This is a genomic window from Arthrobacter sp. FB24, assembly GCF_000196235.1.
In the GTDB taxonomy this organism is placed as follows: Bacteria; Actinomycetota; Actinomycetes; order Actinomycetales; family Micrococcaceae; genus Arthrobacter.
Genome location: NC_008539.1, coordinates 44,752 through 57,359 on the forward strand (window position 1 = coordinate 44,752; position 12,608 = coordinate 57,359).

The 12,608-nt window shown below is 64.7% G+C and carries 10 protein-coding genes; 7 read left to right on the forward strand and 3 right to left on the reverse strand.

The genetic code is table 11. From position 1 onward, the window contains the following. Positions 1-24 precede the first annotated feature (24 nt). From ARTH_RS22715 to ARTH_RS22725, 3 genes are read left to right on the forward strand one after another with little or no spacing between them, the layout of a single operon-like run. The gene (locus tag ARTH_RS22715) at positions 25-1,086 is read left to right on the forward strand and encodes a hypothetical protein (protein ID WP_011689816.1); all 1,062 of its coding nucleotides are present in this window, start codon (positions 25-27) and stop codon (positions 1,084-1,086) included. Further along, positions 1,073-2,581, forward strand: a complete 1,509-nt coding sequence (locus ARTH_RS22720; RefSeq protein WP_011689817.1) for an SCO6880 family protein — start codon at positions 1,073-1,075, stop codon at positions 2,579-2,581. The genes ARTH_RS22715 and ARTH_RS22720 overlap by 14 nt, the downstream gene beginning before the upstream one ends. Next, positions 2,581-4,137 carry a hypothetical protein gene (locus ARTH_RS22725; protein ID WP_011689818.1) on the forward strand — a complete coding sequence of 519 codons (1,557 nt, stop codon included), beginning with the start codon at positions 2,581-2,583 and terminating at the stop codon, positions 4,135-4,137. Before ARTH_RS22720 ends, ARTH_RS22725 begins: the two co-directional genes overlap by 1 nt. A 59-nt stretch (positions 4,138-4,196) precedes the next feature. Here ARTH_RS22725 and ARTH_RS22730 read toward each other — a convergent pair whose 3' ends face one another. The 3 genes from ARTH_RS22730 to ARTH_RS22740 form a co-directional block, all read right to left on the reverse strand. After that, a complete protein-coding gene (locus ARTH_RS22730; RefSeq protein ID WP_232223691.1) occupies positions 4,197-5,567 on the reverse strand; it encodes a hypothetical protein in 1,371 nt (456 codons plus the stop codon). A 407-nt stretch (positions 5,568-5,974) separates the two neighbouring features. Then, positions 5,975-6,325: a helix-turn-helix domain-containing protein gene (locus tag ARTH_RS22735; RefSeq protein ID WP_011689820.1), complete on the reverse strand. Its 351-nt coding sequence runs from the start codon at positions 6,323-6,325 to the stop codon at positions 5,975-5,977. A gap of 4 nt (positions 6,326-6,329) precedes the next feature. After that, complete coding sequence (locus ARTH_RS22740; RefSeq protein WP_052309843.1) at positions 6,330-7,421, reverse strand: tyrosine-type recombinase/integrase; 1,092 nt, start codon at positions 7,419-7,421, stop codon at positions 6,330-6,332. Positions 7,422-7,648: 227 nt separating this feature from the next. Here ARTH_RS22740 and ARTH_RS22745 point away from each other — a divergent pair, with 227 nt between their 5' ends. The 4 genes from ARTH_RS22745 to ARTH_RS22765 all read left to right on the forward strand — a co-directional run bounded on the left by ARTH_RS22745 (position 7,649) and on the right by ARTH_RS22765 (position 12,162). Beyond that, positions 7,649-9,421: a type IV secretory system conjugative DNA transfer family protein gene (locus ARTH_RS22745; RefSeq protein ID WP_011689822.1), complete on the forward strand. Its 1,773-nt coding sequence runs from the start codon at positions 7,649-7,651 to the stop codon at positions 9,419-9,421. 14 nt (positions 9,422-9,435) lie between these two features. Then, on the forward strand, positions 9,436-9,873 hold the full coding sequence (locus ARTH_RS22750) for a DUF4913 domain-containing protein (RefSeq protein WP_011689823.1): 438 nt from the start codon (positions 9,436-9,438) through the stop codon (positions 9,871-9,873). A 94-nt stretch (positions 9,874-9,967) separates the two neighbouring features. Next, positions 9,968-10,780, forward strand: coding sequence for a serine/threonine-protein kinase (locus ARTH_RS22760; RefSeq protein WP_011689824.1), 813 nt, complete (start codon positions 9,968-9,970; stop codon positions 10,778-10,780). An 8-nt stretch (positions 10,781-10,788) separates the two neighbouring features. Continuing rightward, positions 10,789-12,162: a hypothetical protein gene (locus tag ARTH_RS22765; protein ID WP_011689825.1), complete on the forward strand. Its 1,374-nt coding sequence runs from the start codon at positions 10,789-10,791 to the stop codon at positions 12,160-12,162. Positions 12,163-12,608 lie beyond the last annotated feature (446 nt).

Here is a 12,608-nt window from a genome sequence, read left to right on the forward strand (position 1 = left end):
GTTTCTGCGGTCAATAGCGAATTGATGCCCTGGACGCTGGCGCTGGCGGTACTCGCCGTCATCCTCGGAGGCATCCGGATGATCTGGGAACAGCGTGGGGCGCCGCTAAAGGACCTGCTCCGTTCGCTGCTCACGCTCACTCTGGTGTCGGGCCTTGGCCTGGGTGTCATCTCAATTCTGGTGATCGCGGCCGACGCCTTCGCTGTCGCCGTCATCGAGCGTTCGACAGACGGGAAGGGCTTCGCAGAGGCGATGAACATCCTGGTCATGACCAACCAGACCGGCGTCGGGGTGTTTATCCTGATCGTTCTGGGGCTGATTGGTCTGATTGCATCTCTCGTCCAGGTCGTGCTGATGGTGGTGCGCAGCGGCATGCTGGTGATCCTGGCGGGCATCCTGCCGACCACGGCCGCGTTCACCAACACGGAGATGGGCAGGCAGTGGTTCCAGAAAGCAGTTGGCTGGACTATCGCGTTCATCCTCTACAAACCTGCCGCAGCCATCGTCTACTCGGTCGCATTCCTCCTCATGGGCAGCAACAGTGGGAAGAATTCGTTGATCACGTCCATCACGGGCTTCACGTTGATGATCGTCGCGCTGTTCGCTTTGCCGGCGCTGATGCGATTCGTGACGCCGATGGTCGGTGCCGTCGCCTCCGGCGGGGGAGCAGGAGCAGGAGCCGCCGTGGGGGCCATGGCCACAGGTGCCGTCTCCATGGGCCGCAGCGGAAGCGGTAAAGGCAACGCCACCCCGACACCGGCCAGTACACAAAACAACCAGTCAGGCTCATCTCCGAAGGGCAGCACCGGAACCACCGGCCTCAGAGGGAATGGCGGGAAGCCGACGCCCGGGGCGACCGGTCCGGGCGGGGCCACCAGCGCCGCCACAGCCGTCGCGCCAGGCGCTACCGGCGCAGGAGCAGGGGCAGCCGCAGGCAGCGCAGGCGCCGCCTCGGGTGCAGCGTCAGCTGCAGGTCCGGCCGGCATGGCCGTCGCCGTAGGAGCACAAGCAGCGTCCAGGGTTTCCCAGGCCGCACAACAGACCGCGCAGGATTCAACCGGGGAGGGCCCCAGTGGCAGCAATTAATACCGAATACAAGGAACCGTCCTACGGCAACTGGCGCGTCCCGCGTTCTGCCGGGCTGGGCAACCTCGGCGCTATCGGCACCGGCATTGTCATGGCCGGTTTGTTGCTGGGCATCATCAGCTTCGCCATCTGGGGCCTGCTCCCGGGCCTTGCTGTCCTTGCCGTCGCCGGGGCGGCCGCCCTGCTGCTGACGGTCAAGGACAAGCACGGCCAGTCCGTTGTTGACCGGTTCGGAACACGGATGAGCTTCCGTCTCGCCAAGTCCTCCGGAACGAACCTCTACCGTTCCGGCCCCCTCGGGGTCGCCGAGTGGGGCATGTACCAGCTGCCGGGACTTGCCGCGAAGTCGACCCTCTACGAATTCACCGACTCCTACAAGCGCCCGTTCGCACTCCTGCATGTCCCGGCCACCAGCCACTACACCGTGATCTTCTCCACCGAACCCGACGGAGCGTCCCTGGTGGACCCGGAGCAGGTCGATGCGTGGGTCGCGAACTGGGGCGGCTGGCTCGCCGGCCTCGGGGACGAAGCGGGCCTGGACGCCGCCGCCGTGACGGTGGAGACCGCACCGGACTCCGGCTACCGGCTCCGCAATGAGGTCATGATGAACATCGACCCGAACGCCCCGGAATTTGCCAAAAAGGTGCTCAACGAGGTCGTGAAAACGTATCCGGAAGGTTCGGCCACGGTCCGGGCCTGGGTGTCCCTGTCCTTCAACGCCTCCCTGCGGGCGGGCGCGAAGAAGCGCACACCCGAGGACGTCGCCCGTGACCTCGCGTCCCGGATCCCCGGGCTGTCGGCCCGGCTGCAGTCCACCGGCGCCGGGATCGCCCGGCCGATGTCCGCGCAGGAACTCTGCGAGGTCGTCCGGATCGCCTACGATCCGCCCGCGGCCCTGATCATTGACGAAGCGCACTCCGCCGGCTCCCCGGTGTCCCTGACCTGGGGCGAAGTCGGACCCTCCGCGACGCAGGCGTCCTGGGATGACTACCGGCATGACAGCGCGTTCTCCGTCTCGTGGACCATGACCGGTGCCCCGCGCGGGTCGGTGAACTCCTCGGTCCTGTCCCGGCTGCTGGCCCCGCACGGGGACATCGACCGCAAGCGCATTTCACTGCTCTACCGCCCGATGGATTCGGCCCGTGCCGCGGCCGTGGTTGAGAGGGACCAGAACAACGCCAACGTGCGCATCACCTCCGGGGGACGCCCGTCCGCCCGTGCCCTGGTCGATGCCCGCTCCGCCGTGCAAACCGCCCAAGAAGAAGCCCAAGGCGCCGGGCTGGTGAACTTCGGCATGGTCGTCACCGCCACCGTGACCGACAAGGAACGCCTCGCAGATGCCGTGGCCGCCGTGGAGCAGACCTCCGGCACCGCCCGGGTGCTGCTGCGCCGCGCCTACGGCGCCCAGGACACCGCGTTCGCCGCGTCCCTGCCGCTCGGGCTGGTCCTTCCCAAGCACAGCCTCCTGCCCTCCGAAATCAAGGATGCCCTGTAATGGCCCGCATGAAACTCTTCACCCGCCCCGCCAAGAAGGCCGCAGCACCGGTCAAGAATGCGCCGAAGAAGAAGGCGGAGAAGGAACAGCGTCAGCCCGGGCCCTCTGCCCGGGGCTGGACCGGACGCGGCGGCGGCATGGCCGCCCTCGTCCCCTCCGTGAAGGAATACCGGGGAACCACGGTCCAGGTGTGCGGGCTGTGGCCGTTTTCCTCCGGGGCCTCCTCACCCATGATCGGCGTCCCGCTCGGACGCCACGAGGAAACCCAGGCCACGGTCTGCTGTGACCCGATCAGCTGGTTCCAGCGGGCACGCCTGATTTCCAATCCGTCTGCGTTCATCCTGGGCAAGCCGGGGCTGGGAAAGTCCACCGTGGTGCGCCGGATGTTCATCGGTCTCTCCGCTCAGGGCGTCCACCCTCTGATCCTGGGGGACTTGAAAGGCGAGCACGTCAAAGCGGTCCAGGCACTCGGCGGACAGGTCATCAAGCTCGGCCGCGGCGTCGGGTACCTGAACATCCTCGATCCCGGCCAGGCCGTCGAAGCGGCGCAGCTGCTCGAAGCCAGCGGCCATCACGAGGACGCCGCCCGGGTCCGCGCCGACGCGCACGGCCGTCGCCTGACAATGGTTGTCTCCCTGATCACGATCAGCCGGAACAACCCGCCCACCGATCAGGAACAGACAATCCTGGACCGGGCCTTGCGGGTCCTCGATGACCGGTTCGACGGTGTTCCTGTCCTCAAAGACCTCCTGGACGTGATCATCTCCGCACCCGACGAGCTGCGGCAGGTCGCCTTGGACCGTGGGGACATGGCCGTCTACCTGCAGGAGACCCGGGCACTGGAAGCAACCCTGCTGGGCCTGACCGGTGGCGGGAAGCTGGGGGAAATCTTCTCCCGGCACACCACCAACCCCATGATGCGCGACCGCGCCGTGGTCTTCGACGTCTCCAGCATTGACGAAACCGAAACCGACCTCCAAGCTGCAATCCTGCTCGCGTGCTGGTCCTACGGCTTCGGCACCGTCAACGTCGCCAACGCCCTCGCGGACGCCGGCCTGGAACCGCGCCGAAACTACTTCGTCGTCCTCGATGAACTCTGGCGGGCGCTGCGCGCCGGTAAAGGCATGGTGGATCGGGTGGACGCCCTGACCCGGCTCAACCGCTCCGTCGGTGTCGGGCAGATCATGATCTCCCACACCATGTCCGACCTGCTGGCACTGCCGGCAGAAGAGGACCGGATGAAAGCCCGCGGCTTCGTGGAACGCTCCGGCATGGTCATCTGCGGTGGCCTCCCGGCCTCCGAGATGCCGCTGCTGACCTCGGCCATCCCGTTGTCCCGGCAGGAACAGCAGAAGCTCATCTCCTGGCAGGACCCGCCCGCATGGGACTCCCGCGGGCTCGACGTCGAACCCCCCGGACGCGGGAAGTTCCTGATCAAGGTCGGCGGCCGTCCCGGCATCCCCGTCCTGGTGGGCCTGACGTCCCTCGAACAGGGCCCGGACGGAGTCAACGACACCGAAGGAAAGTGGCATGAGAACGTTGAGAAGTTCGCGTGAATTTTGACGCTTTTGGCGGGAACTTGAGCATGCCCGGGGGTTGCAGCGGGTGTGGGTGCTCAGGTTCGGGGAACCTGTTCGCCTTCAAGGGTGAGGTCGGGGTGCTCGACGGTGTTGAGGTAGCGGGTGGCGCCTTCGACGCTGAGCCCGAACAGGTCGCAGATGCGGCGGATGTCGCCGCCGGTGGCGTGGATCTCGTGGAGGATTCGGTCCTCGCGCAGCGCCTGGGGCCGCAGCGTCAATCCGGTCCAGGGGTACTGCCGGCTGACGGGCAGGAGCCGGGGCGCCGTACGCCGGTTGATGAGCAGGTGCGGGTTGGCACTGCCTGGCCAGGTTCGGTTGCGCTGGTCGAGCCAGGCTGCCAGGCGGGTGCGCACGGGCGCGGCCAGCGGAATGTCGCGGGTGCCGAGTACCAGGTGTCCGTCGCTGATGTCGGTGAGGCGCAGCTCGCTGAGCTGTTTCTTGGTCAGTGCGTGGAAGGCGACCAAGGCAACCGCGAGGGCGACGACCGGCTTCGGGGAGTTCAGCTCCTCGCGGATCGCTGCGGCGTCCAGGGCGAGAGGGATAGTGCTGGCCTTCGGGGACGCCTTCATCCCGCGGGTCGGATTGGCGAAGATGAGCCGGCGGCCTTTGAGGGTCGTGAAGAGCGACTTGAGTCCGTTCCCGGCGATGTGGCGGCGGGCCGTCGTTTCGTCCAGCGCGGCTGTGATGTCGGTGCGGGTGACCTCGGCGAAGGATTGGAGGCCTGCTCCGGCCCAGGCGTGGATGATGGGTTCGATGCCCATGATGTGCGCCCTGATGGTCTGTGGGTCGCGCGGGATCTGCCGTGGCGCCTGGTGGGCGCCGTTGGTCAGGACCTGCAGCCACACCTCGAGCTGGTCCTTCATGACCGGTGGCAGGGTGCTGGTCTTGGCAGCGAAGTAGCGTTCGAGCCGGGTCGGCCGGTCCTCGATGAGCAGGCCGGCCGCGGCCAGCACGTCGATCGTGGAGAGGACGTTGCCGGAGTATTGGCGCAGCTGGAGGACGTCGGTGGCGCGGATCTTCGCGGTCGGGCTGAGCCGGAAACCCTGCAGCAGCCGCAGCGAGCGGGTTACGTCGTTGCGTTGCCGCTTGCTCCAGCCGGCCCTCTCGGCGTGTTCACGGACGATGGCGGCGCAGTAGCGGGTCAGGTCCCTTTCTTCGAGGCGGAGACGCGCTGCGACGACGGCGGGATCGGGCGCCATATCGAACAACGTCATCTGCCCGCCGTGGTCGGCAGCAGATCCGGGGCCGGGCGGGTTGTTCTTGTCCCGCCGTTTCCATGGGGCGCGCTGGTCCGGGCTCAAGTGTGGTGCTCCGCGGCGGTGGAAGCTCATGTTGGCGAAGAAGAGCTGGTGGCCATCCCTATTCGCGCCGGCCAGGTCCAGGCCGTGTCCGGGCTCCTGGACCATTCGGGCCTGCTCCAGACACAGCCGGCAGGCCCGCCGCTCTCCGACACGGGCGGCGCGCCCGCAGAAGTCGCAGACTCCTTCCGGGTAGTGGGAACGCCACCATCGACACGGCCAGCACGTCCACTTGTAGCGGCGGTAGACACCCCACGCCAGACAGTCCTTGCACGAGCCTGGGTATTGTGGGCTGCCGGGATGGCAGCCGGCACACATGCCCTGGCTGAAGTAGCCCATGTCGGTTCCGCACTTGGAGCACGGCGGTGCAATGAACGGCCCGCCGGGAAGGCAGACATAGCAATAGTCCACCCGAGGGAAGGTCCAGGCGACACGGTTGATTTGGCAGCGGGGGCACATCGATGGCGGCCGCAGCGGCGCCGTCGGGCCCGGGGCAGGACTCACAACAGCCCTGCCTATAGGGGCGGTTCGGACCGCGGCTTGCCGAATCTCGGCGTGACGACCGGCGATGCCCCGCCATTGCCGGCGCCGTGGCCCTGGTCATCGCCGTTGACGGTCTCGGTGGCGCGTGGACGACGTGCCGCGACCTTGTCCGGCTCGGGGCTCATCAGGTCCGTCGGCGTGCACTTCAACACTGAGCAGAGCACGTCGAGCTCTTCGAGTCTCATCGTCGCCGGTGTCCCGGCCCACCACGAGGACATCTTCCCGGCGCTGATCTCCAGCCCGGCATCGGCGAGCATCCGGCGCATCTGCGCTGACTTCCAGACCCCGCGTTCGGCGGCTCTGATCCGCAGATTCCACAGCACGGCATCATCCTTCCTTCTGTGTGGTTGCGAAGCGGGATTCGACCCGCTCATTGGCGTTCTTCCAGGCCAGCTCGACGTGCTCGCTGCGCACGTGGATGTAACCCGAGGTAGTCGAGAGCCACTGATGCCCCAGCAGCTCTTGAAGCGCTTTGATGTCCATTCCGGCCCCGTAGAGCGAGGAGGCGCAGTAATGCCGCAGAACGTGGGGCGTCATCCGTCCCGACCAGGCCGGCAACCACTGCTCGACCTGCAAGCCCAGGCTGCGCCGCAGCGCGTTGCCACCGACCCGGCCGCATCGTCCCAGCTCGCGGTCGAACCGCTCCGAGGGGAGCAGGGGTGCGCCGGGGTCGCCCCAGTCCTCGCCGTACTGGTGTCGGACCTCGCCCAGCCACCAGTCGATCAGCTCGGCCGCGCCGTTGATCGCGGGTACCAGACGCGGCTTCGGGCCACGGCCCTGTGCTCCCTTGCCGAACCGGACGTGGAGCTTGCCGAACCCGCCCAGGTCCGGGCGCCAGTCCCGGATGTCGAGCATCACCGTCTCGTTGATCCGCAACCCCAGCCGACGCCACAGCGAGGCAGCGAAGTAGTCCCGCGCGGCGGGCAGATACTTGCGGGCCTGCGGGATCGAGTGCCGCCAACAACTAAAGAACGCGTCGATCTCGGCATCGGACGGCGGCACTCTGACGTTGCCCAGCGACGCCCCGGACTGGCGGTTGAACTCATCGATGGGCTGCTCGACCAGTACCCCGGCCACCCGATGGATCCGGCCCTGGTAACGGCTGATCATGAACTCGTAAAACAGCGCCAGCGTCCCGGCCTTGCCGGCTCTGGTGCTCACACTGCGACCCAGCCTGCGCTGTTCGGCCAGGAAGCGGTCGGCGTCCTGGCAGGTCGCCGCCCACAGCGGGCCCGTCACCGACCGGGCGAATTCAATAATCGTCGCCCGGGTATTGCGGATATGCGGATCGCTCAAACCAGCCGCTGCCATCGCCAGCGCGTACTGGTCAACGATCTCCTGCTCGAAATCCTCGGCCGCCTGCACACTCCAGAACGCCGGATCCATGGCGCCGCCACCGGGCAACGCCACCAGCACCATCAGCTACCAACTTCAGAAGGAGCGAGCATGCGTCGACATTACGCCCAAACCGTCACTCTCGTCGATGGTTCGTCGGTTCGGGCCCCAAGGGGCTCCGAACCGAAATCACCTGCTCAAACGCGAATCCCGGCCGCAGAACAGGCCAACGAACCTGAGCGAATAGAGATAGCCCCGGAAACCCTCCTCGAGCCAATGACCCCTGACCTGCCCCTTGAAGGAGGCACACTGTGAGTGCACCGAACCGTAAGGGAATGGGCCTGGGGGATGCCCTGCTGGTCTGGTTCGCCATCGGATTCATCGTCATCGTCGGCGGCGGGACTTACGCGGCCGTCCACCTGGGATCTTGGATGGCCGGCATAGACGCACCCCCCAAACATCCCATCGACCTGATCGCCGGGCTGGTCAAGGGCCGCGTGCCGTGGCCCGTCCAGTCCACCGTCGCGGCCGCCCTCATGGCCGGCGTGGTCCTGGCCCTGACCATCGTCGTTCTCGTGGCCTGGAGGAAGGGTGCCTCCAAGCGTGCCCGCGTCGACAAGGCCGCACGGTACCTGGGTCGAGGGAAGTCCTTGGCTGCGTTCTCCGAGAAGGGCGCGAAAGCGACGGCGGATCGGCTGGGAGTGACAGGCACGCCGGGCATCGTGGTGGGCAAGGTTGTCTCCACCGGCCAGACGTTCATTCAGTCCTGGGAAGACCTCAGCCTCGATATCTGGGGGCCGCGTACCGGTAAGTCGACCTCACGGGTTATGCCCGCGATCCTGGACGCACCGGGTGCTGTGGTGTCGACCTCGAACAAGCGTGACGTGGTGGACGGCACCCGTGGCGTCCGCGAGCTCACGGCCCCGGTATGGGTGTTCGATCCGCAGAAGATCGCGCAGGAGGAAGCACAGTGGTGGTGGAACCCGCTCTCTTACGTCACCGACGAAGAGAAGGCCTACAAGCTCACGCAGCACTTCTCGGTTGGGTCGCGGGTCCCGGGTTCCAAGCCGGATGCCTACTTCGACCCCAAAGCCGAAGACATCCTCTCCTCGTACTTCCTCGCGGCCGCCCTCGGGGGGCTGCCCATTACGCAGGTGTACCTGTGGGTGACGGAGCAGGTAAACCGGGAACCAATCAACATCCTGAAAGAGCATGACTACGAGCTGCAGTACAAGGGCCTGGAGTCCACGCTGGAGCTGGCCGACAAACAGCGCGACGGCATCTTCGGCACGGCCGAGAAGATGATCCAGTGCCTCAAGAGCAGGAACACGCTGCGCTGGGTCGCTCCCATGGGCGGTGCGACAGTGGCCACGGATACCCGCCGGCAGTTCAACCCGCACGCTTTCGCCGCCTCCCAGGAGACGATCTACATCCTCTCCAAGGAAGGGGCCGGCTCCGCCTCCCCGCTCACCACAGCGTTGACGGTGGCGATCGCCGAGGCGATGGAGGAACGGGCCGAACGCAGCGGCGGCCGCCTGCCCAGACCGGCACTGTTCGCCCTCGATGAGCTGGCCAACGTCGTCCGCTGGGCAGCCCTGCCGGACCAGTTCAGCCACTACGGCTCCAAGGGCCTGATCGTCATGGGCATCCTGCAGTCCTGGTCACAAGGCGTTGAACTGTGGGGCGAGGCGAACATGCGGAAAATCTGGTCAGCCGCGAACGTCAAGGTCTACGGCGGCGGCGTCGCCGAAGAAGGCTTCCTACGCGCCCTCTCGGACCTGATCGGGGACTACAGCTACACCAACGTCTCCGTCTCCTCCGGCAAGTCCGGCTCCAGCCGCTCCCGCCAGGAGGGCAAGGAACGCATCTTCGATGTCTCCAACCTCGCGGAGCTGGACCGTGGCCGCGCCGTGGTCCTCGCCTCCGGCGCACCCGCCACGCTGGTCCGGACCATGCCCTGGTACACCGGCCGGCACAAGGAAGCCGTGGAGGCGTCCATCAGGAAGTACAGCCCCCGCCCGGAGGAACCGGAGGCCGTCCCGGTGCCCGCCGCTCCGGTCGCTAATCCCTGGGTCACCGGGTAAGGAAGCGATCAGCCATGGCAGATGATTTCGGATTGTTCGACACGGACACCCCCGCCCTCAACCCCGGCGTTGGCGAAGACGGCAAACCGGAGAAGGCACCGGAGCTCGTCTACGGCACGGCCGAAGAGTTCCTTCACGAACAGCTGCTGCCGACATACGTCCGCAGCGTCACCGGAAAGACCGCGAAGTGGTGCATCGAGTGGTATTTCCACCCCGAAGCCGTCTCCCGCGTTGCGGCCTTGTGGCGTTCCTGGGAGCACCTGCGTCTCGACCCGGCAACCGGCATGAGCGTCTGGTGGCGGGATCATGCAGACCACCACATGGCCGTCCTGCTGAACCCCCAGGGGCCGTTCTACAACTGCGACATGAAAGAACACCGCGACCCCGACCATCTGGAACCAAAGAAAGCACCCGACGGCTGGTTCCGCGACGCACGGACACAAGCTACCTAAAACGACATGCCTAGGAAAAGGTGAGACTCCAGATGGAGGGCGCCACCGGATTCTCAAGTATCTTTACTAATGACTGCCTATCGAGGGGTGTAGCTTGCAACAGATATTTCCACGGGCCGCCATTGAAGACGCCTTGCAATGCAGCAATGTGGAGTATCGAGGCACCGGAAGCTTCGGAGAAGTCTGGCGAGCTCCCTACAACGAGGCGGACGCCGCATACAAGATAATTCATGGAGACGGCTACGACACTCAGCGGATCCTGCGCGAGATCCAAGGTTATCGTCGAGTAAACCATCCAAATGTGGTCAAGCTCTTTGACGTACAAACCATGAGTATTGCAGGTACACAAAGGCCAATCATGGTCTTCGAATTCATCCCTGGCTGCGACCTCGCCGAGGCAATCTCTGCAGGTCGCCCCACCGGTGACGAACTCCGCGGCCTGGCACACGGACTCTTGGACGGTGTTTCTGCGATGCACGCCGCCGACCTCCTGCACCGCGACCTCAAACCGGCGAACATCGCCCTCAGAGACGGAAAGTTCGACTCTGCTGTGATCCTCGACTTGGGTCTGGCGAAACTCCTCGACGTAGAGTCAGTCACCCGATACCCGTCGCTCGTCGGCACGACCTTGTATATGGCCCCGGAACAACTCCGCGGAGAGCGGGCGCTCAAGGCAAGTGATCTATGGGCCATTGGCGAAATCCTTTTCGAAGCTGCCACGGGAAACCACCCATATTTCAAGGCCGGCGAAAAGATCGGCATAGACGAGGCCTTTAGAAGATTCGAAGACTCTCCCGTCGTCCCTCAGGAAGTTCCCGATGACCTACGGGAACTGATAACGCGCTGCTTATCGGACGTTCCTCACCGGCGCGGAACACTTGCTAAAGCGAAAAGCCGACTTTCCTAGGAGATAAAATGTCACGCGATGATGATGAGAGCACGCTTGAGTTCATAGTCGACTCTCTTGAGGCCAACGCCCTGGACGAATCCGATGACTTTGAGTTTGATCCGGAAACGGCAGAAATATTGTCTGATCCCGAATCGGATCCTGGAATCACCATCGAAGACACCGAGGAGGCCCAAGACCCTGTGGCTCAAGCGCTAAAGCCTGGGGCGCCCCTTTTCTTGCTCCATAAGAGCGCCCACCACTCTGCGATCCTTCCTGCAGTGGCAGCCGATATAACAGTCAAGCATGGCGGAGCACTTCACGTTGGCGTCGCCGCGTCCGTGCCGAGAACTACTCCGCAGGCCCTGAAACGATTCTTCGAGTCAATGCCTTCCACGACCCTTCGTTTCGCGGATCCGGAAGCTTTCGCACGACACGATTCCTTGGGACCGTATATTGCCGCTCAACGGGAGGACAAGCCGTTGGTGGGCAGGACTGGCGCTCATTGGAAATACTTTGGGGACCCACAGGTTGGAGGAAGGAATGCGACCTGGGTTAAGGATGTATTGGACGCCCAACGATCCATGGGCGCGTCTGTCCTGCTGACCCCCGGAGTCTGGGCCGATCCCACAAGCGCTCAAACTGCACTTACGGAGGCTCGGCAGCACGCTTCATGGGCGCGCACTGCGCTGACTCCAGGGGAACACCTTGCGGTAAACATTACGCTGTCATGCCAGTGGCTCACCAATATCCACCTGAGAGACAAGCTCCTCAACGAGATCCTCGACATGGATGAAGACGTTTTTTACATCCGCGTCAGGTGGCCCTTGATGCCCCAGACTTACGGACAGCTCCTAGACCAGGCCATTCTTGATGGTTATGTCGAGCTTGCCAATGTGTTTGAAGACAACGACAAAGTGTTGATCCTCCCTAACACGGGCCTCACCGGGTGGGCAGCACTTGCTTGGGGAGCCCACGGCTACTCCACTGGTATCGGCTCCGGCGAGCGAGCCTTTGCTGACACCCGCGTCATCCGGATGAAAAGGACGAACCCCCGACCTGCCCCCACGAACCGCACGTTCGTTACAGATATCCTCCATGTCACTGACGTGACCACTGCAACCCAGTTGGATCAATTGGCTGGCGGAGCTTGCCGATGCCGATTCTGCGCAAGTCAGCGGAAACTCACTCAGTGGAACAAGGCACTTGCGGGAGCACACTATCTGCGGCAGGTGGCCGATATTACGGCCACTATCTCAACAAGCGCTCGAGGCCGCCGGGCGGGCGCCCGTCGTATCGTTCGGGCCGCAGCCACCCAGGCTGCGACAGCCACGCGGAGAGTGCCCCTAGCCGCGACTAACGAACCAAAGCATTTGCCTCTATGGAGCGCCCGTCTGCGCTAGCCCTCAGGGCACTGACGAAAACGAGGATCTAACCCCGAGGTGGTCGTCAGGAACTGCCCGAAAACAAGGCCCACTTCACCTGATCTGCTTTCGTTCTTGATGAGGTCAGCGATGCGCTCGGCGACAACGGCATGCGGTAGACCCCGGCGACGTCGCCTGCGGGCATTTATCCTCCGTTGGACGCCTTTGGCCCCTTCGTCCGAGCGCACCGTCAGCAGACCCACGCCGCTGAAGTTGAAGGCTGGACTCATCGCAGCGGTGTCCCTCACTCGCGCACAATCCATTGCTACATAGGCCGCATCTGAAAAGTCAGTGTAGGAATTAGCTTGGGACAACGCGCGCCGCCAATCTGTCCTTTTAATTTCAACAGCGGTCATCGACCTCACCGGAGGAATAAAACTGGCACTAAGCGCCCAGCCGCCTCCTCTAGACAGGATCCATCCCCT